We start from the raw sequence: 17,499 nt of genomic DNA, 5'->3' as shown, positions 1-17,499 counted from the left end.
ACTGAGAGTCTGTAACTCCCGGCGCCGTGTCGCGCTGACTCGAATTAATGTACACACACCCCACAACAAACACAACCCCGCAGCGTAAGCGCCATTTTACGCACACTGGTTTGCGCACTGTTGCGCACTAGAGATTTGCACCAGCGTCTTGCTCTAGTGCTTGCGCACTAGAGATTTGCACCAGCGCCTTGCTCTAGTGCTTGTGCTCTAGTGCTCGTGCACTAGCGCTGCACCCGTTCGATCTTTGCACCCAGCGAGCGCAGCTGCTCCGGGAAGTCCGGGTAGCCACGGTCGATGTGGTACACATCGTGGATCTCAGTCTCGCCATCTGCCACCAAACCGGCCAGCACCAGACCGGCGCCGGCACGAATGTCCGAACTCCAAACGGGTGCGGAAGAAAGCTGATCCGTCCCGCGGATCACCACGTGGTGGCCATCGATGCTGGCATCTGCGCCCAGGCGCATCATCTCGTCCACAAAGCGGAAGCGGGACTCGAAGATGTTCTCCGTAATCACGCTCATTCCCTCACTGACCGTGCACAGGGCGATCGCCATCGGCTGCAAGTCGGTCGGGAATCCCGGGAAAGGCAGTGTCTGGTAGTCCACAGCCTTGGGGCGCTCCGGCTGCTGGACTCTAAATCCGGTCGGATAGGTCTCCACGTGCGCCCCCGCCAGCTTTAGCTTCTCCAACACCAGGTGCAGATGCTGCGGATCAATTCCGCCTACAGTGATGTCCCCCATCGTCATCGACGCTGCATATGCCCAGGTACCTGCCACAATGCGGTCGCCCACAACCTCGTGATCCACCGGGTGCAGGCGCTCCACGCCCTCGACGGTGATGGTGTTTGATCCGGCTCCGCTGATCTTCGCGCCCATCTCGGTCAGCATGTTGCACAGATCCACGATCTCGGGTTCGCGCGCAGCGTTATCCAGCACCGTCGTGCCCTCGGCCAGCACGGCGGCGGTCAGGATGTTCTCGGTCGCCCCGACCGAGGGGAAGTCCAACTTGATGTTCGCACCATGCAGCTCTTCTGCCTCGGCGACTAGGCAACCGTGTTCAATTTTGGTGGTTGCACCCAGCAGCTCCAGGCCGGACTGGTGCATATCAAGGGGGCGGGAGCCGATGGCGTCACCACCAGGAAGAGCAACCCGCGCCTTCAGACAACGCGAAGTCAACGGCCCCAATACGGCAACAGAAGCGCGGAATTGCCGAACCGCTTCAAAGTCCGCGTTGTACTCGATTTCCTCCGGCGTGGTAATGCGTACGACGGAGCCATCGAGCTCGACCTCGCACCCCAGGCCACGTAGTACCTCTGCCATATAAGGTACGTCGGCGATCTCGGGGCAGTTAGTCAGGGTCGTCGTCCCCGGCGCCAACAGTGCGGCTGACATCAGCTTAAGCACACTGTTTTTCGCGCCAGAAACCTTGATGGCGCCCTGCAGTTTGGTTCCACCTGTCACTACGAAGCTGTCTTTCACGCCACCCAGCCTACAAAAAATCGCCCCGCGCTTTGCAGAGCGATGGGCAGACGGAGCCGAGGCGACCACTAGGCAGCGCCTCGCGGAGGCTGAATCAGGGCAGCGCGCCAATACGGCGAGCGGCGTTCACAGCCTCATAGCGGGTGTGCGCGCCGAGCTTACGCATGACGGAGCGTAGGTAGCTCTTCACAGTCTCCGCGCCGATACCCATCTCGGCTGCAGCCTCCACGTTCGTGTGGCCCAGCGCCACGCAGGCCAACACGTCGAGCTCGCGCGCGGACAGCTTGGTGGTCTGTTTTACGCGCACGGGCGAAACCATCTGGTCGCATAGCACCTCGAGGTCGCGGCGCAGCTCTTCATCCTCTACGCGGTTGGCCAGCATGCGGAGCTTGCTGTGGGTGGCCCGGACCTGCTCCCACTCCGCACCGGACATCGAACGAACCTGTTTGGTGGACGACGCCCCCGTGGCAGCGCCACCCCCGGCCTCCGTTTCACGCATGGCCTCGTTCACAGCGAAGTCCTGCTCCAGGCAGCGGGCAGTCATAGTGACTTCTTCCAACACCTTGTCCCCCATGCGGGCGCGGGAGTGCACGCCTGCGTAAAGCACGCCTCGCACCTCGCGCTTCACGATCACCGGCACCGCAACTACGGAGTGCAGCCCCTCGTCGCGGATGTGACGGTCGAAGTCGTGGCTGATGGACTTTGCCCGAGTGTAATCAGACACACCCACTGGACGACGGGTGGTCATCACGCGGCCACCAACGCCAGCACCCGGGGCGATCTCCAGGTTGTGCAACGCCGGAGTGCGAAGCCCTACCCACTTGGAGATCCGCAGCCTGCCATCAGCCGCCCCTGCGGCGTACATGGTCACCGGGATTCCGGTCGCGTTTTTTAGGGAATTCAGCGCAGAGATGATGACGTCTTCGTCATCGCGTTGCCGCTGCTGGTCCACCTGTTCACTCCTCAAACTTGACCTCTGGCGCCCACCGCCTACGGGATACAGGCGCCGTGTGACTAGGGAGTATAGTTCACCCCCTAGCTACCCCCAAAACTGCCCCCGCGCTTTTATTCGCTACAAGCGAACGCAATGCTCAAACCCAATCGGGGCTAACGGTGGCTCAGCCTGGTAATTCGCGCCAGGCTGTTGTCCACGATCGTGTCGGAGGTCTTCAGCAAGTGCTTTTCCAGCTTGCCTGCGATCAGTGGGACTCCGACATCCGCGGTCAGGGTCGCTTCACACGCCGTCTGCCCTGCCACCGGCGCATAAACGAATTGTGTCTGCATGGTGCCCATCCCCATCGGCAGCTCCATCGTCGCCGTGACCTCAAACGCGCCCGACGCGTCGGGCCTCGAAACGTAGGTCTCTTGGAAGGAGACAGGTTTCTCGCCGTTGTCGGATAGCTCTTCTAGCTCTTTTTGTGACGCCCTCACTCCAACCCGCGCCCACACCCGACCATCGGGAAGCTCTTTCCGCTCTGCCTCGATGATTCGTGCGTCGGTCTTCTCCACCATTCCCTCATCGGTCAGCAGGAAGGTTTCGCTGGACACGACCTCGTAGACCTGTTGGACGGAGAGGTCGATCGTGCGGTTGACATGCTTGGAATGCGACATATCCGCAATTGTGCCAGGTTTAGCTCTTCGACTGCGGGCGTAGAGCGTCTATCTCGAGCATGGAGCACCTAGCGGTGCTGCCACTCCGGCTTGCGCTTCTCTGCGAAGGCGGCCATGCCTTCCTTTTGATCAGCGGTGTCGAAGAGGCGCCAGAACTGCTGTCGCTCGGCCTCCACGCCGTCTTCCAGCGTGGACCTGTAGGCCTCGTCCACCATCTCCGTCGCCGCGGCGAGCGCAACCTGGGACATGCTTGCCACCTTGGCGGCGATCTTCTGCACTTCCTCGGCGAAGCCTTCCGCCGGGAGCACGCGGGAGACCAAGCCGCTGCGTTCGGCTTCCTCCGCGTCCATCATGCGGCCGGTCAGGATCAGGTCCATCGCCTTGTACTTGCCCACTGCGCGGGTCAGACGCTGGGTGCCACCCATTCCCGGGATGATACCGAGGGTAATTTCCGGCTGGCCAAACTTTGCCGACTCGCTGGCCAGCAGGATGTCGCCCAGCATCGCCACCTCGCAGCCACCGCCCAGGGCGAAGCCGGAGACCGCGGTGATCAACGGGGTCTTCAACTGCGCCAGCTTCTCCCAGTCGGCGAACAGGCGCTTTTCTGCTACCTCCGGGTAGACCTCATCCTTCATCTCCTTGATATCGGCACCCGCTGCGAAAGCCTTCTCGCTGCCGGTGATGACGATGGCGCCGATGGCCGGGTCTGCATCCAGTGCCTCTGCAGCCGGAACAATCTCAGCGAGAACCTGGCTGTTCAACGCATTCAGGGCCTTCGGACGGTCGAGTGTGATAGTTGCGACCGCGCCCTCCACGGCCACCTGAATGGTCTCGTAGGGCTTGTCGGGGTTCGCGGGATCAAAGGAAGTCTGGGTGTTGGAAGTCATGGTTGCCATTGAACCAAATCCCCCGCTGCCGTGACTGAGAATCCACCAAAGCCCGGGGATGGTAGGGGCGTCAAAAAGGATGACCAAGACAGCAGTGGTGCGCAAGAAAGGTGTCGTGTAGACTACCCAGTATAGACCGATCAGTCTAGAATGAAAGGATCGCCCCCATGGCGAAGATTTACAACAACATCACCGGCCTCATCGGCGGTACCCCCCTGGTCAAGCTGGGCGCATTCGGCGAAGGACTGAAGGCCAACGTCCTGCTGAAGCTGGAAGCTTTCAATCCGGCTAACTCCGTGAAGGACCGCATCGGCAAGGCCATCATCGAGGCAGCCGAAAAGGACGGCACCCTGAAGCCGGGCGGCACCATCGTCGAGGCCACCTCCGGCAACACCGGTATCGCGCTGGCAATGGTCGGCGCCGCCAAGGGCTACAAGGTCGTCCTGACCATGCCGGAGACCATGTCCAACGAGCGCCGCATCATGCTGCGCGCTCTGGGCGCAGAGCTAGTCCTGACCCCCGGCCCGGGCGGCATGCAGGGCGCGGTCGACAAGGCCAACGAAATCGTCGAGACCACGGAGAACGCCATCCTGGCCCGCCAGTTCGCCAACCCGGCCAACCCAGAGATCCACTACAACACCACCGGCCCGGAGATCTGGGAAGACACCGATGGTGAGGTAGACATCTTCGTCGCAGGTGTCGGCACCGGCGGCACCATCTCCGGTGCAGCGAAGTACCTGAAGGAAAAGAACGACAAGATCGAGGTTGTCGGTGTGGAGCCGGCGGACTCCCCGCTGCTGACCGAGGGACGCTTCGGTCCGCACAAGATCCAGGGTCTGGGCACCAACTTCTTCCCAGAGAACCTGAACAAGGACATCCTGGATCGCGTCATCGACGCTCCGCTGGAGAACGCAACCAAGACCGCCCGCGAGCTAGCTAAGGCCGAGGGCATCCTCGCCGGCATTTCCTCCGGCGCTGCCGTCTGGGCAGCCCTGGAAGAGGCCAAGAAGGACGAGAACGAGGGCAAGACCATCGTGGTTATCGTCCCCGACTTCGGCGAGCGCTACGTCTCCACCCTGCTGTTCGACGACCTGCGCGACTAGAATGCCGCTGGCCTCCAGCTACCTCCAGTAGCCAGAAATAGGCGCTACCACCTTTCCACCTTGCAGTGGAATAGGCGGCAGCGCCTTCTCGTTATAGTGGCTGCAAAAGATTTTTAGCCGAACCTCCCCCTCAATCGAAAGACCACACCTTTGAGCATTCTTGGACGCATCCGCGAAGACCTCGCCAATGCCCGCGAACACGACCCAGCGGCACGCGGGGACGTGGAAAACGCCATCGTATATTCAGGCCTGCATGCCATCTGGGCGCACCGGGTATCCCATGCGCTGTGGACGCGTGGCCATAGAGGCATTGCGCGCGTCATTAGCCAGATCACCCGCGGGCTGACGGGCATCGAGATTCACCCTGGAGCCACCATCGGCCGGAGGTTCTTTATCGACCACGGCATGGGTGTGGTTATCGGTGAAACCGCGGAGATCGGCGACGATGTAATGCTGTACCACGGCGTAACCCTGGGCGGCTCCGAACTAGTACAGCGCAAGCGCCATCCCACCATCGGCAACGGCGTGATGATCGGCGCAGGCGCGAAGGTGCTGGGCCCCATCACCATCGGCGAGGGCTCCGCGATCGGCGCCAACGCGGTGGTCACCAAGTCTGCGCCTCCGAACTCCATCCTGACGGGCATCCCGGCGAAGATTCGCCCCCGTAAGCCCAACCAGAACACCCCACTCGTCGACGCCGTGAAGTGGGTCGACGACATGCAGAACAACATCTAGGCGCGCGAACGCGCGACCAACTAGGCCAGCAGCTCCTTGAAGTCCGGGTTCTTCTCCACGAAGGCCTCGACTGCGGAGCAGCTGGCCTTTACCTTTAGCCCCGCTTCCTTGGTAGCCATCAAGGCCTCGCAGATCAGGGGCTTGGATAGGCCTTGGCCACGAAACTCACCAGAGACGACCGTGTGGTTGAAATCGCGCACGCTGCCATCCTGGACGTACTCGGCAAAGCCGGCCTCCTGGTCATCCACATAGATGACAAAGCGGCTCTGGGCTTGATCGTGGACAATGCTCTTGGCGCCTGACATGGTGTTTGGGGGCTCCTTCACTGGCTCTTGCTCTTCTATGTCTTTGCCCTGCCTCTATGCAGGATCTAACCCCCAGTCTACGTAGCCGCACATGCCACTCCCCCAACGGCAAAACCCCGGTAGCTTTATCGCTACCGGGGTTGGGATGTGGCCAGAGCCGGGATCGAACCGGCGACCTTTCACTTTTCAGGCGAACGCTCTACCAACTGAGCTATCTGGCCTTCGTTGCCCGATCGCTTCCGATTCGAACATCGAAGCGACCCTGACGGGACTTGAACCCGCGACCTCCGCCGTGACAGGGCGGCGCGCTAACCAACTGCGCCACAGGGCCAATAATGCCTGCGCAACTAAATAAAACGACCAGACAACAACTTGTCTAAGCCGTCCGTTGCACGAGAATAGACTCTACACAGTGGCGAACTTCTTAAGCAAATCAGCTGTTCAAACGCTATTTCCACAGCACCCCTGCGCCGCGTTTTTGAGACCTAGCTGGGCGGAAAAGTGGGCGTCCATAAAAAGGTAAAAAGAAAAGAGCCTCCCCGGCGCGAAAAGCACTGGAAAAGCTCTAGCTATGGCGACCCTGACGGGACTTGAACCCGCGACCTCCGCCGTGACAGGGCGGCGCGCTAACCAACTGCGCCACAGGGCCGTACTCCCAACGGGATTCGAACCCGTGTTACCGCCGTGAAAGGGCGGGGTCCTAGGCCTCTAGACGATGGGAGCATGTTTGTAACGCTTCCGCGTCTCAAACAGCTCGCTTAGTCTAACCTGCTCCCCGCACAACAACCAAATTGCCGTGTCCCGCGACGCAAGACCTCGAGCTTCGACTCCAGCCACTCGGCAACCCCCGGCCACAGATCCCGACACTTCGAGCGGTAGAACCCCATGTGCCCGACCGGCCCATTCGCGGTCCCGTCCCCTCAAAAAAAGACAAACCCCCGGTTTCGACAACCGGGGGAAATCAAAAAGTGGGCCCTGTGGGGCTCGAACCCACGACCTGCGGATTAAAAGTCCGTAGCTCTACCAACTGAGCTAAAGGCCCAACGGGAAGCATTCTATCTAACGCCGAAGCGAAGCAGAAAATTGCCCCCGCATGGACGGCAATCAGTCACTACCTATTCAGCCGAGCACTAGCCCTTCATGGAGCCCTTCTCCGCCAGGTTGATGTGGAAATCGAAGGCGGTCTTCAGGTCGTGCGGGGTGTGCAGGAAGTGCCCCTCGGAGCAGGCGCGTTCGTAGTATTCCTCCAGCAACGGGCGGTAGTCCGGGTGCGCGACGGCGATAAGCTTCGGAACGCGGTCACGCGGGGCAAGGCCGCGCAGGTCAGCGTAGCCGTACTCGGTGATCACAACCATCGTGTCGTGCTCGGTGTGGTCGATGTGGGTAGCGAAAGGCACGATCGCCGAAATATCGCCATCCTTCGCCGTGGACGGGGAAATGAAGGTGGATAGGAAGGCATTGCGGGTGAAGTCGCCAGAGCCACCGATGCCGTTCATGATGCGCGAGCCAGCGACGTTGGTGGAGTTCACGTTGCCGTAGATATCGCAGCCGATCATGCCGTTGGAGGCGATCAAGCCGGTGCGGCGGATGACCTCCGGATGGTTGGAGATCTGCTGCGGGCGCAGCACGATGTGTTCGCGGTAGCGCTTTGCCTCTGTGTTCATCTTCTCTGCGTATTCCGGCGACAGGGCGAAGGAGGTAGCGGAGGCGACGGTCATCTTGCCACTATCGATCAGGTCCAGCATGCCGTCCTGGATAACCTCGGTGTAGGCCTGGATGTTCTCGAACTTAGAATCCAGCAGGCCTGCCATCACGGCGTTCGGCACGTTACCCACGCCGGACTGCATGACGTAGCCGTCGTAGGTCAGGCGACCCGCCTGTACCTCGCCTTCCAGCAGATCCAGGAAGTGGCCGGCGATCTTCTCGGAGATCTCGTCGGTCGGCTTAAAGGGCGCATTGCGGTCCGCGGCGTTGGTCTTGACGACGGCCACGACCTTGTTCTGATCAACCGGAATGTAGGGGGTGCCGATGCGGTCGCCGGCATGGTTGATCGGGATCGGGGTGCGGTTGGGCAGATCCTGGATCTTGTAGATGTCGTGCATGCCCTCTAGGTCAAGCGACTGCCACTCGTTGACCTCGATGATGATCTTACGGGCGGAGTTCAGGTACTCCACGTTGTTGCCCACGGCCGACGACGGGATGATGTTGCCCGCCTCGTCGATGCGCACGGCTTCCACCACGGCTACGTCGAGGTTGCCGAAGAAGCCCTCCTCTACCTGCTGCCCCAGGTGGGAAAGGTGGATGTCCTGGTATTTGATTTCACCGGCGTTGATCTTCTTGCGCATCACCGGGTCGGAAGCGTAGGGGGTGCGGTAGCGCACAGCGGATGCCTCCGCCAGCACGCCGTCGCAGTCGGGTGCGGTGGAAGCTCCGGTGAAGAGGTCGATCTGAAAGTCCTCGCCACGGCCGTGCAGCTCGTTGGCCTTGTTGGCGATGGCGGTGGGCAGGGCCTTAGGGTATCCGGCGCCAGTGAAGCCGGACATGCCGATCTTGTCGCCGTGGTTGATGAACTGTGCCGCCTCGTCCGCGGACATGACCTTGGACTTGTAAAACTCGTTTGAGATGCGCTCAGACATCGCTTCCTCCTATATAGCTATGCAGCGGTTTTCCGCTTTCATTTCCTCAGCCTACATAAATGTGACTTAGCTCGCGCTCACCCTCTAGCCTATTGTTGAACAATCTTTGTTGCTACTGCCACCTCCCCCTTATCCTTTTCTTCTTTCGTTCTTTCTTATTGACGCCCTTTGGTATTCGCCCCTTTAGAGTGTGAAAATGGTGCCTGTGACTACATCGACCGCAACCCCCACCCCCACCACAGAATCCTCCGTCCCTACCTCATCGACTCCCCAGGGACTCCAGATCGGACCCCTGAAGCTGGACTCCCCCGTTGTTCTGGCGCCGATGGCGGGCGTGACAAACGTCGCCTTCCGTAGCCTGTGCCGCGAGCAGGAGCGCGAGCGCATGGGCTCGGTCGCTGGGCTCTACGTCTGCGAAATGGTCACCGCGCGGGCGCTGGTCGAGCGCAACCCAAAGACGCTGCACATGACCACCTTCGCACCCGACGAAGACCCGCGAAGCCTGCAGCTGTACACCACCGACCCGGAGTACACCTACAAGGCGGCGAAGATGATCGTCGACGAGAACCTGGCCGACCACATCGACATGAACTTCGGTTGCCCGGTGCCGAAGGTAACCCGCCGTGGCGGCGGCTCTGCCCTGCCTTACAAGCGCAAGCTCTTCGGCAACATCGTGGCCGCTGCAGTAAAGGCCACCGAGGGAACGGATATTCCCGTCACCGTGAAAATGCGCGTAGGCATCGACGATGCGCACCACACACACCTGGACGCGGGTCGCATTGCCGTCGAGGAAGGCGCCGCCGCAGTCGCCCTGCACGGCCGTACGGCAGCGCAGCGCTACTCCGGCCAGGCAGATTGGAACGAGATCGCGCGCCTGAAGCAGCACCTGGCTCACACCGGCATCCCGGTGCTGGGCAACGGCGATATCTTCAAGGCCACGGACGCGCGGGCAATGATGGAACAAACCGGCTGCGACGGAGTGGTCGTTGGGCGAGGCTGCCTGGGACGTCCGTGGCTGTTCGCAGAGCTCTCCGCTGAGCTTCGGGGGCTTCCGATCCCCGCACAGCCAACACTGGGCGAGGTCGCCCGCATCATCCTGCGCCACGCGGAGTTGTTGGCTGCCCACGATGGCGAACAGAAGGCATGCCGCGACCTGCGCAAGCACATGACGTGGTACCTGCGGGGATTCCCCGCCGGCGGCGAGCTCCGCCGCAGCCTTTCCCGCGTAAGCAGCTTTGAGGAGCTGAAGTCCGCCCTCGCGGAGGTGTGGGATTCCCCCGCGTTGGCCGAGGACGCAGACGGCGCCCGCGGGCGCCAAGGCTCCCCTGCGAAAGTTGCCCTCCCGGAAGGTTGGCTGGACGATCCCTGGGACGAGGCTGTGCCGGACGGCGCTGATATCGAGAATAGCGGAGGCTAGGCCGGATCCGCGTAGCTGCCAATAGTTACACGGGGCTAAATTCTGGGGGCTGCTGCCCGAGCGCCGTAGCCCCTCGGCGACTATAGTTGCCTTTCATGCGAAGGGTATATAGAGACCAACTCCGGGAATTCAGACACGATATTTCCCTGATGGCGGATTTCACGCGCACAGCGCTGGATTCTGCCACCCGTGCCCTGCTCAACGCTGATCTAGCATTGGCGGAAAAGATCCTCGGCAGCGTGGATACCCTGGAAGATCTGCGCGTCACGTCGGAAAAGGCCGCATTCCAGCTACTGGCGCTAGAGGCTCCCGTGGCCAGGGACCTGCGCGTGGTGGTCGCGGGCCAGCACATTGTCGAGGATTTCACCCGCATGGGCGCGCTTGCGGTGCATGTGGCGAAGGTGGCGCGGCGGCGTCATCCAGAAAATGCCGTACCCGAGGCCATCCGTCCGTTTATCGAAGAGATGGCGCGGCAGTGCGACAACTCGGCGATGAAGGTGCAGGAGCTGCTCCGTCACTTGGACGTTCAGACCGCACTTGAGCTCATCGAAGACGACGACGCGGTCGACGATATCCACCGGCACCTCTTCCAGCTGACTACGATGCGCGAGTGGCCTCACTCTGTACGCGAGGCCGTTGACCTCACGCTGCTGTCCCGCTACTTGGAGCGCTTTTCCGATCACGCTGTGACGATCGGCAGCCGCATCATCTTCATCGCAACGGGCCTAACCCCGGACGAATACCAGCGCAAGCAGGAAGACGAAGAAGTCCAGCGACGCTTCCGCGAAGAGTTCGACGAGATGCGCTACCGCTACGACAGGAACTTCGACTACTAACTGCTGTAGGCCTTCTGGGCGAACATCGCCGCGTTCAGGGCATCGTCAAGTAGCTGTTCCGGCGTACGGCTGACGTCCAGCTGGATACCCTTCTCCCCCGGCGTGAGGCGCTGCAGGTCGTCCAACTGCGCGGTCAGCAGCTCGCGTGGCATATCCGCGTCCCCCACGCGATTCCCCATACGCTCCGCGAGCACGTCCTCGGTGCCGTAGAGGTGCACGTAGAACACGGTTGCATTCTCGCCCACATCGTTGAGGATCTCGCGGTGATCGATACGCAGCGCAGTGCATGCGGTAACGGTGTTGTTACCCTGTGCAGCTTCGTCCGCGATCCAATCGCGCACGATTCGCAGCCACTTACGGCGGCCCGACTCTGGCGGGAGCTTGCCGTCCTGCAGGATCTCCAGTGCGCCTTCGGGGTGCAGATCGTCGGCCTCCTGTAGCTGCCAGCCGGTCTTCTCGGCCATGGCGCGCGCCAGGGTGGTTTTGCCGCTGCCACTCACCCCCATCACTACTACGTGGAGGGTTGCCGGAGTCTCTGAGCTAGACATGTTGGCTCCTTTCTGTCTGCAATGCCCGTCGCTGCCTCTAGTATGCCGTTTTATTTTTACTATTGACGCCAAAAGCGGGGTTCCGGTGTTTACCGGAACCCCGCTAGTGGGTGGCGGGCTCTGTGAAGCTCCGCCGTACAGACACTTTCTTAATTCTTCCCTCCGCGCGGGGAGGGAGGCGAGGGATCTTTAGCCGAAGCGGCCGGAGATGTAGTCCTCGGTCTCCTTCTTGGTCGGGTTTTCGAAAATCTGCTTGGTCGGGCCAACCTCAACCAGCTGGCCGGGCTTGCCAGTAGCTTCCAGGGAGTAGAAGGCGGTCTGATCGGACACACGGGCTGCCTGCTGCATGTTGTGGGTCACGATGACGATGGTGAACTCTTCCTTCAGCTCGTGGATCAGATCCTCGACAGCCAGGGTGGAGATCGGGTCCAGGGCGGAGCAGGGCTCGTCCATCAGCAGGACTTCCGGCTCGACCGCGATGGCGCGGGCGATGCACAGACGCTGCTGCTGACCACCGGACAGGCCGCCACCCGGCTTGTCCAGACGATCCTTAACTTCGTCCCACAGGTTGGAGCCACGCAGTGCGCGCTCCGCAACCTCGCGGAGCTTCTTCTTGTTCTTCTCGCCGGCCAGCTTCAGGCCAGCCACGACGTTCTCCTCGATGGACATCGTTGGGAAGGGGTTAGCCTTCTGGAACACCATGCCGATGGTGTTGCGGACAGCCACCGGGTCGATCTTCGGGCCGTAAATGTCTTCGCCGTCGAGCAGGATCTCACCCTTGACGTGGGCACCGGGGATAACCTCGTGCATACGGTTCAGGGTGCGCAGCACGGTGGACTTACCGCAGCCGGACGGGCCGATGAAGGCGGTCACTGCCTTCGGCGGGATGTGTAGGTTGACGTCCTGTACGGCGTGGAAGTCACCGTAATAAATGTTGACGTCGTTGAGGTCTAGGCGCTTAGCCATTGTGTTGTTCTCCTAGGGTCCTAGGGTGACCGCCCTTTTGTATGGGACGGTCGTCGTTCTGTGCAAGTGAAAAGGCTTTGTTTGGTTTTCGGTCCCGGCGGGGCCTAAGGGCTTGGGCTAAGCCTTAGGCCTTCACCGAGTAGCGCTTCGAGATCAGACGGGCGCCAATCATCAGGATGGCAACCAGCAGCACCAGGGTCAGTGCGGAGCCCCACAGGCGCTCCAGCACGAACTCGTTACTGCCGGCGCTGTACAGGTCAACCATGTACAGCGGCAGGGATTGCTGGCCACCCTCGAACGGGTTCCAGTTGATCTTGGTGGTGGAACCAACCAAGATCAGCACCGGTGCGGACTCACCCATCACGCGGGCAACGGCCAGCATGATGCCGGTGACGATGCCGGACAGTGCGGTCGGCAGGACGATCTTGACGATGGTCTTCCACTTCGGCACGCCCAGTGCGTAGGAGGCCTCGCGCAGATCCATCGGAACCACGCGCAGCATCTCTTCCGCGTTACGCACGATGATCGGAACCATTAGCAGCACTAGCGCAATCGAGACGGCGAAGCCAGATCGCTCGAAGCCGAAGGTGGTGATCCACATTGCGTAGACGAACAGGGCGGCAACGATGGAAGGAACACCGGTCAGAATGTCGACCATGAAGGTCGTGATCCGGCCGAGGAAGTTTCCGCGGGAGTACTCCACCAGGTAGATGGCGGTGAACACACCGATCGGGACGGAGAGCGCGGAGGTAACCAGAACCTGAATCAAGGTACCGATGATGGCGTGAACTGCACCGCCACCGGCCTTGTTACGGGGCTGGCCGACCATGTCGTACATCCACCAGTCGGGGTTGAGGATCGCGGGCAAGCCGTCGCTGAGGACCTTGACCAGAACCCACAGCAAAGGAACGAGAGCCAGAGCCATCGCCAGGTAGATGATGACGGTGGCGACCTTATCCGCAGCCTTACGCTTGCCGGAGATCTGGGTGAAGAGGGCAGAGGACGAAGAGGACTTCTTGTTTTCTACAGCTACTGCATCAGTCATTGTTTTTGCGTCTCCTACTTCTTCGACACAACGGCGCGGGCGGCAGCGTTAACCAGGAAGGTCAACAGGAACAGCACGAGGCCGGCGGAAATGTAGGCACCCGCCTTCAGCTCGTCGTTGAATTCCGGCGCAGCGGCCGCGATGGCGGTCGCGAAGGTCGTACCACCGTCCATCAGGGAGCCACGGAAGCCAGCGGAGCTAGCGATGACCATGTACAGCGCCATGGTCTCGCCCAGTGCGCGTCCCAGACCCAGCATCGCGCCGGAGATGTAGCCGGACAGGCCGAACGGCAGCACGGTCATACGAACAACTTCCCAGCGGGTTGCACCCAGTGCCAGAGCAGCTTCGACGTGCCCCTTCGGGGTCTGAACGAAGACCTCACGGGTGGTTGCGGCAATGACAGGCAGAATCATGATTGCCAGAACGATGCCACCGGTGAAGATATTTCGAGAGGTGGAGAATGGTGGGGAGCTTCCCTGCTGGTGGTTGAAGAGGAAGAATCCGCCAGCCCAACCGGACAGCCACTCAAAGAAGTCGCCCAGTGCCGGGCCGAGGACGTAAGCACCCCAGATACCGAACACGATGGAAGGCACTGCAGCCAGCAGGTCGACCATGAAGCCCAGGGGCTTCACCAGAGACTTCGGGCAGTAGTTGGACAGGAAGATCGCGATTCCCAGGGCGACCGGCATTGCCAGTACCAGGGCGACAAGCGAAACCAGGACAGTGGTGAAGAACAGGTTCGGGATACCGAACTGCATCCATCCACCGTCGTTGGTGGTGTAGTCGGTGTTCCAGCGCTCGCCGTAGGTGAAGAAGCTGAAAATACCGTCGCGCAGGCGGCCCATTGCGGGAACTGCCTGCAAGATCAGGAACAGGCCGATCAGCGCGATGATCACGGTGATCAGGATTGAGGAGGTCTTTGCCAGCGTTTCAAAAACAACATCGCCAGGGCGCTTAACGTTGCCACCGCCGGAGCGCTGACTGTTGTCTGCCAACTGGTGATCCTGCTTCGGCTGAGGAGCGTCGCCCTCTGCCTCTGTGGACTTGGCGACCTCAACCTTATTGGCGTTTGCCATGAGGAATCCTTAAAAGGTCGTTATGTATTACGAGAATTTTTTGCGAACGTGTTTCGCGTCACTACTGCTGCCTCATTCAGACCGCAACCCCCGATCGAAAAACGAGCGGGGGTTAAGTCGCTGACCGTTAGGCAGCTATGGCTTTCTCAGTTGAAGAAAACCAGCATTTAAAGCAGTCGTGGACTACTTCAGAGCGTCGACAGCCTTCTCCAGCTTGGACTTGAACTCGCCGTCCAGCGGGATGTAGCCCTGGTCAGCCAGGTCATCGTTCTGGTTGTCCAGGATGGTGTACAGGAAGTTCTTGACCAGCTTGCCGGTGTTCTCGTCGTAGCCAGCGGAGCAGACGATCTCGTAGGTGGTCAGAACCAGCGGGTACTCGCCCTCGCCCTTCAGGGAGTACAGCTTCTTGGAGTCAACGACCAGGTCGTTGCCCTCGCCCTTGAACTCAGCAGCGCTCAGAGCCTTGTTGACGTTCTCCTTGTTCAGCTCAACCGGGCCAGCACCGAAGTCGATGTTTGCGACGTTGACCTTGTCCAGCTCCTCAGCGAAGCCGGACTCAACGTAGGTGATTGCACCGTCGGTTTGAGCAACCTGGTCAGCAACACCCTTAGACTTCGGAGCACCAGTGCCGACCTTGGTCGGGAACTGCTTGCCCTCGGAGTCCCACTCGCCGGTGGAAGCGGACAGGAACTTCTGGAAGTTGTCGGAGGTACCGGACTCATCAGAGCGGTAAACAACCTCGATCGGCTTGGACGGCAGATCCACGCCCTCGTTTTCGGACTTGATGGCCTCGTCGTCCCACTTCTTGATCTCGCCCTTGAAGATCTTGGCGACGGTCTTGGTGGACAGGTTCAGGGTGTCCACACCCTCCAGGTGGTAGGCGATAGCAACCGGGCCGATAACCATCGGCAGGTGCCATGCGTCGTTACCCTCGCAGCGCTTCTTAGCGTCTGCGATCTGGTCGTCCTTCAGCGGGGAGTCGGAACCAGCAAAGTCAGCCTGGCCAGCGATGAACTTCTTCTGGCCGTCACCGGAACCGGAAGCGGTGTATGCCAGGGTAGCGCCGGTGTTAGAGAAAGCCGGGCCGAAGATGTTCTGGATTGCGTTGTCCTGAGAGGAAGCGCCCTCACCGCGCAGCTCGCCGGTGGCCTCCTCCATCTCACGGGTGCTCTCAGCACCGTTGCTGCCACCGTTGTCGTTGTTGTCAGCGTTGGAGCAAGCGGTCAGGATCAGGGAACCAGCAAACAGGGTTGCGGCTGCGGCGCTGGTGCGCTTCATGGTGAACTTCACGAGGTTCTCCTCCGAAAATTGTCAGAAGTACAGAAAGTGTCGTACAGGAATAGCCCGCAGTTGTGGGAGCCACTCTTGCTTCATCAGAAAAGTTAATCGGCGCTTATGGAATTAAAGAATGCTAGAAGTTAACTCTAGGTGAACTATCCGATTTCCCCAGGTAACAACCGGTTTGCACCCGTTTTACCCGCCGATGAAACCGCCAAATTGCACACCTAGCCACTACCCCCGCGTGAAGAAAAGATACCCGAGTTCACCTTGTGTTAACCATGCGATCGTCAGTGCAGCCTCTAAACCACGCGACACTCTGACGAAAGCTAAACCTCGTTACGCAAATCTTAAGTTTTTTCTTACCTTTTAGTGTGTCCGGTGACTTTGGTCAGGCTTAGAGGCGACCGCGATAGACAACGTCGGTGTGGACCACCTCAAAACCAAGGCGCTTGTACGTAGACACAGCCGGCGCGTTGTCCCCCTCAACGTAGAGCTCAATGCAGCCACATCCGCGGTCCAGCAACAGCTTCATGCCCAGCAGCGTAATTGCTTGCCCCAGCCCCCTGCCACGTGCATCGTCGGACAGGCAGACAACATACACCTCGCCCGTACGTTGCCCGGAGTCCTTTTCTTTTTCCTCCAGTGGAATTTTGGTCCAGTGGAATCCGGCTAGACGGAACACATCATCACAGCCGGTACCCTCGCCACTTTCACCCCCCTCGGACGCACAGGGAATGCCCACGCGCTCCGCCGCGGAATTTTGGTCACGCACCCACAGCATCAGCACACCGTCGGGCTCAAACCAGTTCGTATCGCGAGCAGCACGCAGACGCTCGCTATCCCAGCCACCCTGCTCTGGGTGCCACGCAAAAGCCTCATTGTTTACGCGCACCCATTCCGCGTCCACAGAGTCTGCGTCGAAGCGCTCAATTGATTCGCTATAGGTCAGCACCTCAATCCCCTGCTCCGCGCAGAGATCCGCAGCCTCGGCGCTCTTAGCCTCGATACTCTTGGCCGATTTCGTCGCAGGCAGGCAATCCAGCGACATCTTCAGGAGCTCACGAGTACGGCGGGCGTCCAGAGATTCAACGAAACGCTGCGCCCCGGCGGAATCACCATGCGCCCACACATCAATTGCGCCGCTGACTCCCAGTTGATCCCGCAGCGCCTCAAACAACCCGACCCCTACTCCGCGATGGCGCCCTTCCGGAGACACTGCCAGCTCGATGACTCGATCGGGATCCATGGCCAGCACACCGACCACCCGGCCGCCCTGTTCGCCCCGTGTTCCTTCCGCAGTGCGCTCATCGCTGACCGCTACTACATGCTTGTGGCCAAAGTCCTCGTCGATCCCCCGCACGAAGGCTTCGCTAATCGCAGCCACACCATCGGCCTCAGCGACCTCTTGCAACACCTCGTGGACCCCCTCCAGCACCTCGGAGTGCTCCCACAGGTCTTCATATGTGTCGTAGGTAATAGCCATGTCCCCGATTGTCCCCCACTTTCGGAATCTATGGGAGCGTTTTAACAGGTTTCTTTACCCATGGCTGGGATTGGGGCGGCTGGAGTGTGGCG

The 17,499-nt window shown here is 60.5% G+C and carries 16 protein-coding genes and 5 tRNA genes; 4 read left to right on the top strand and 17 right to left on the bottom strand.

From position 1 onward, the window contains the following. Nucleotides 1-221 precede the first annotated feature (221 nt). The 4 genes from murA to L8U58_RS09510 all read right to left on the bottom strand — a co-directional run bounded on the left by murA (nucleotide 222) and on the right by L8U58_RS09510 (nucleotide 3,985). Nucleotides 222-1,478 carry a UDP-N-acetylglucosamine 1-carboxyvinyltransferase gene (murA, locus tag L8U58_RS09525; RefSeq protein WP_034966331.1) on the bottom strand — a complete coding sequence of 419 codons (1,257 nt, stop codon included), beginning with the start codon at nucleotides 1,476-1,478 and terminating at the stop codon, nucleotides 222-224. A gap of 94 nt (nucleotides 1,479-1,572) precedes the next feature. Continuing rightward, nucleotides 1,573-2,430 (bottom strand): acetate metabolism transcriptional regulator RamA, encoded by an 858-nt coding sequence (ramA, locus tag L8U58_RS09520; protein WP_034966332.1) that lies wholly within the window; start codon nucleotides 2,428-2,430, stop codon nucleotides 1,573-1,575. A gap of 155 nt (nucleotides 2,431-2,585) precedes the next feature. Continuing rightward, nucleotides 2,586-3,089, bottom strand: a complete 504-nt coding sequence (locus tag L8U58_RS09515) for a DUF2505 family protein (protein ID WP_034966334.1) — start codon at nucleotides 3,087-3,089, stop codon at nucleotides 2,586-2,588. A 68-nt stretch (nucleotides 3,090-3,157) separates the two neighbouring features. Continuing rightward, on the bottom strand, nucleotides 3,158-3,985 hold the full coding sequence (locus L8U58_RS09510; RefSeq protein WP_034977594.1) for an enoyl-CoA hydratase-related protein: 828 nt from the start codon (nucleotides 3,983-3,985) through the stop codon (nucleotides 3,158-3,160). Nucleotides 3,986-4,143: 158 nt separating this feature from the next. Here L8U58_RS09510 and cysK point away from each other — a divergent pair, with 158 nt between their 5' ends. Both cysK and epsC read left to right on the top strand, forming a co-directional pair. Beyond that, nucleotides 4,144-5,079, top strand: a complete 936-nt coding sequence (cysK, locus tag L8U58_RS09505; RefSeq protein ID WP_269955216.1) for a cysteine synthase A — start codon at nucleotides 4,144-4,146, stop codon at nucleotides 5,077-5,079. 150 nt (nucleotides 5,080-5,229) lie between these two features. Next, nucleotides 5,230-5,814 carry a serine O-acetyltransferase EpsC gene (gene epsC, locus L8U58_RS09500; RefSeq protein WP_269955215.1) on the top strand — a complete coding sequence of 195 codons (585 nt, stop codon included), beginning with the start codon at nucleotides 5,230-5,232 and terminating at the stop codon, nucleotides 5,812-5,814. A gap of 20 nt (nucleotides 5,815-5,834) precedes the next feature. On the opposite strand, the gene L8U58_RS09495 is transcribed toward epsC, so the two are convergent. The 7 genes from L8U58_RS09495 to L8U58_RS09465 all read right to left on the bottom strand — a co-directional run bounded on the left by L8U58_RS09495 (nucleotide 5,835) and on the right by L8U58_RS09465 (nucleotide 8,755). Continuing rightward, nucleotides 5,835-6,119 carry a GNAT family N-acetyltransferase gene (locus tag L8U58_RS09495; RefSeq protein ID WP_034966341.1) on the bottom strand — a complete coding sequence of 95 codons (285 nt, stop codon included), beginning with the start codon at nucleotides 6,117-6,119 and terminating at the stop codon, nucleotides 5,835-5,837. Between the two features lie 148 nt (nucleotides 6,120-6,267). Then, nucleotides 6,268-6,340: transfer RNA gene (locus L8U58_RS09490), tRNA-Phe, on the bottom strand. Between the two features lie 36 nt (nucleotides 6,341-6,376). After that, nucleotides 6,377-6,450 (bottom strand) — tRNA-Asp (locus L8U58_RS09485). A 241-nt stretch (nucleotides 6,451-6,691) separates the two neighbouring features. Continuing rightward, nucleotides 6,692-6,768 (bottom strand) — tRNA-Asp (locus tag L8U58_RS09480). 1 nt (nucleotide 6,769) lies between these two features. Beyond that, nucleotides 6,770-6,842: transfer RNA gene (locus L8U58_RS09475), tRNA-Glu, on the bottom strand. Nucleotides 6,843-7,088: 246 nt separating this feature from the next. Next, nucleotides 7,089-7,161, bottom strand: a tRNA-Lys gene (locus L8U58_RS09470). A gap of 88 nt (nucleotides 7,162-7,249) precedes the next feature. Then, a complete protein-coding gene (locus L8U58_RS09465; RefSeq protein ID WP_269955214.1) occupies nucleotides 7,250-8,755 on the bottom strand; it encodes an acetyl-CoA hydrolase/transferase family protein in 1,506 nt (501 codons plus the stop codon). Nucleotides 8,756-9,038: 283 nt separating this feature from the next. On the opposite strand from L8U58_RS09465, the gene dusB reads away from it, so the two are divergent. Next, entirely contained in the window at nucleotides 9,039-10,172 is a 1,134-nt protein-coding gene (dusB, locus tag L8U58_RS09460) for a tRNA dihydrouridine synthase DusB (RefSeq protein WP_043015042.1), read from the top strand. A 95-nt stretch (nucleotides 10,173-10,267) separates the two neighbouring features. Further along, the gene (gene phoU, locus L8U58_RS09455) at nucleotides 10,268-11,008 is read left to right on the top strand and encodes a phosphate signaling complex protein PhoU (RefSeq protein WP_034966344.1); all 741 of its coding nucleotides are present in this window, start codon (nucleotides 10,268-10,270) and stop codon (nucleotides 11,006-11,008) included. Here phoU and L8U58_RS09450 read toward each other — a convergent pair. The 6 genes from L8U58_RS09450 to L8U58_RS09425 all read right to left on the bottom strand — a co-directional run bounded on the left by L8U58_RS09450 (nucleotide 11,005) and on the right by L8U58_RS09425 (nucleotide 17,407). Then, entirely contained in the window at nucleotides 11,005-11,556 is a 552-nt protein-coding gene (locus L8U58_RS09450; RefSeq protein WP_034975942.1) for a gluconokinase, read from the bottom strand. The genes phoU and L8U58_RS09450 overlap by 4 nt on opposite strands. Nucleotides 11,557-11,745: 189 nt before the next feature. Beyond that, nucleotides 11,746-12,522 carry a phosphate ABC transporter ATP-binding protein PstB gene (gene pstB, locus L8U58_RS09445; protein ID WP_034966347.1) on the bottom strand — a complete coding sequence of 259 codons (777 nt, stop codon included), beginning with the start codon at nucleotides 12,520-12,522 and terminating at the stop codon, nucleotides 11,746-11,748. Between the two features lie 124 nt (nucleotides 12,523-12,646). Further along, nucleotides 12,647-13,567, bottom strand: a complete 921-nt coding sequence (pstA, locus tag L8U58_RS09440) for a phosphate ABC transporter permease PstA (RefSeq protein WP_269955213.1) — start codon at nucleotides 13,565-13,567, stop codon at nucleotides 12,647-12,649. A 14-nt stretch (nucleotides 13,568-13,581) separates the two neighbouring features. Further along, nucleotides 13,582-14,643, bottom strand: a complete 1,062-nt coding sequence (pstC, locus tag L8U58_RS09435; RefSeq protein WP_070550472.1) for a phosphate ABC transporter permease subunit PstC — start codon at nucleotides 14,641-14,643, stop codon at nucleotides 13,582-13,584. 183 nt (nucleotides 14,644-14,826) lie between these two features. Continuing rightward, on the bottom strand, nucleotides 14,827-15,933 hold the full coding sequence (gene pstS, locus L8U58_RS09430; protein ID WP_371325825.1) for a phosphate ABC transporter substrate-binding protein PstS: 1,107 nt from the start codon (nucleotides 15,931-15,933) through the stop codon (nucleotides 14,827-14,829). A 385-nt stretch (nucleotides 15,934-16,318) separates the two neighbouring features. Then, nucleotides 16,319-17,407, bottom strand: a complete 1,089-nt coding sequence (locus L8U58_RS09425; RefSeq protein WP_269955212.1) for a GNAT family N-acetyltransferase — start codon at nucleotides 17,405-17,407, stop codon at nucleotides 16,319-16,321. Nucleotides 17,408-17,499: the final 92 nt, after the last annotated feature.

The organism is Corynebacterium macclintockiae (genome assembly GCF_027570165.1).
GTDB lineage: Bacteria > Actinomycetota > Actinomycetes > Mycobacteriales > Mycobacteriaceae > Corynebacterium > Corynebacterium macclintockiae.
This window is presented reverse-complemented; position numbering and strand designations above follow the sequence as displayed.

Bases quoted from the DNA above. Each gene is read 5' to 3' on its own strand.
- pstA (WP_269955213.1), bottom strand. From the start codon at position 13,567: ATGACTGATGCAGTAGCTGTAGAAAACAAGAAGTCCTCTTCGTCCTCT.
- pstC (WP_070550472.1), bottom strand. From the start codon at position 14,643: ATGGCAAACGCCAATAAGGTTGAGGTCGCCAAGTCCACAGAGGCAGAG.
- L8U58_RS09510 (WP_034977594.1), bottom strand. From the start codon at position 3,985: ATGGCAACCATGACTTCCAACACCCAGACTTCCTTTGATCCCGCGAAC.
- pstB (WP_034966347.1), bottom strand. From the start codon at position 12,522: ATGGCTAAGCGCCTAGACCTCAACGACGTCAACATTTATTACGGTGAC.
- L8U58_RS09495 (WP_034966341.1), bottom strand. From the start codon at position 6,119: ATGTCAGGCGCCAAGAGCATTGTCCACGATCAAGCCCAGAGCCGCTTT.
- L8U58_RS09450 (WP_034975942.1), bottom strand. From the start codon at position 11,556: ATGTCTAGCTCAGAGACTCCGGCAACCCTCCACGTAGTAGTGATGGGG.
- L8U58_RS09425 (WP_269955212.1), bottom strand. From the start codon at position 17,407: ATGGCTATTACCTACGACACATATGAAGACCTGTGGGAGCACTCCGAG.
- L8U58_RS09465 (WP_269955214.1), bottom strand. From the start codon at position 8,755: ATGTCTGAGCGCATCTCAAACGAGTTTTACAAGTCCAAGGTCATGTCC.
- cysK (WP_269955216.1), top strand. From the start codon at position 4,144: ATGGCGAAGATTTACAACAACATCACCGGCCTCATCGGCGGTACCCCC.
- L8U58_RS09515 (WP_034966334.1), bottom strand. From the start codon at position 3,089: ATGTCGCATTCCAAGCATGTCAACCGCACGATCGACCTCTCCGTCCAA.
- phoU (WP_034966344.1), top strand. From the start codon at position 10,268: ATGCGAAGGGTATATAGAGACCAACTCCGGGAATTCAGACACGATATT.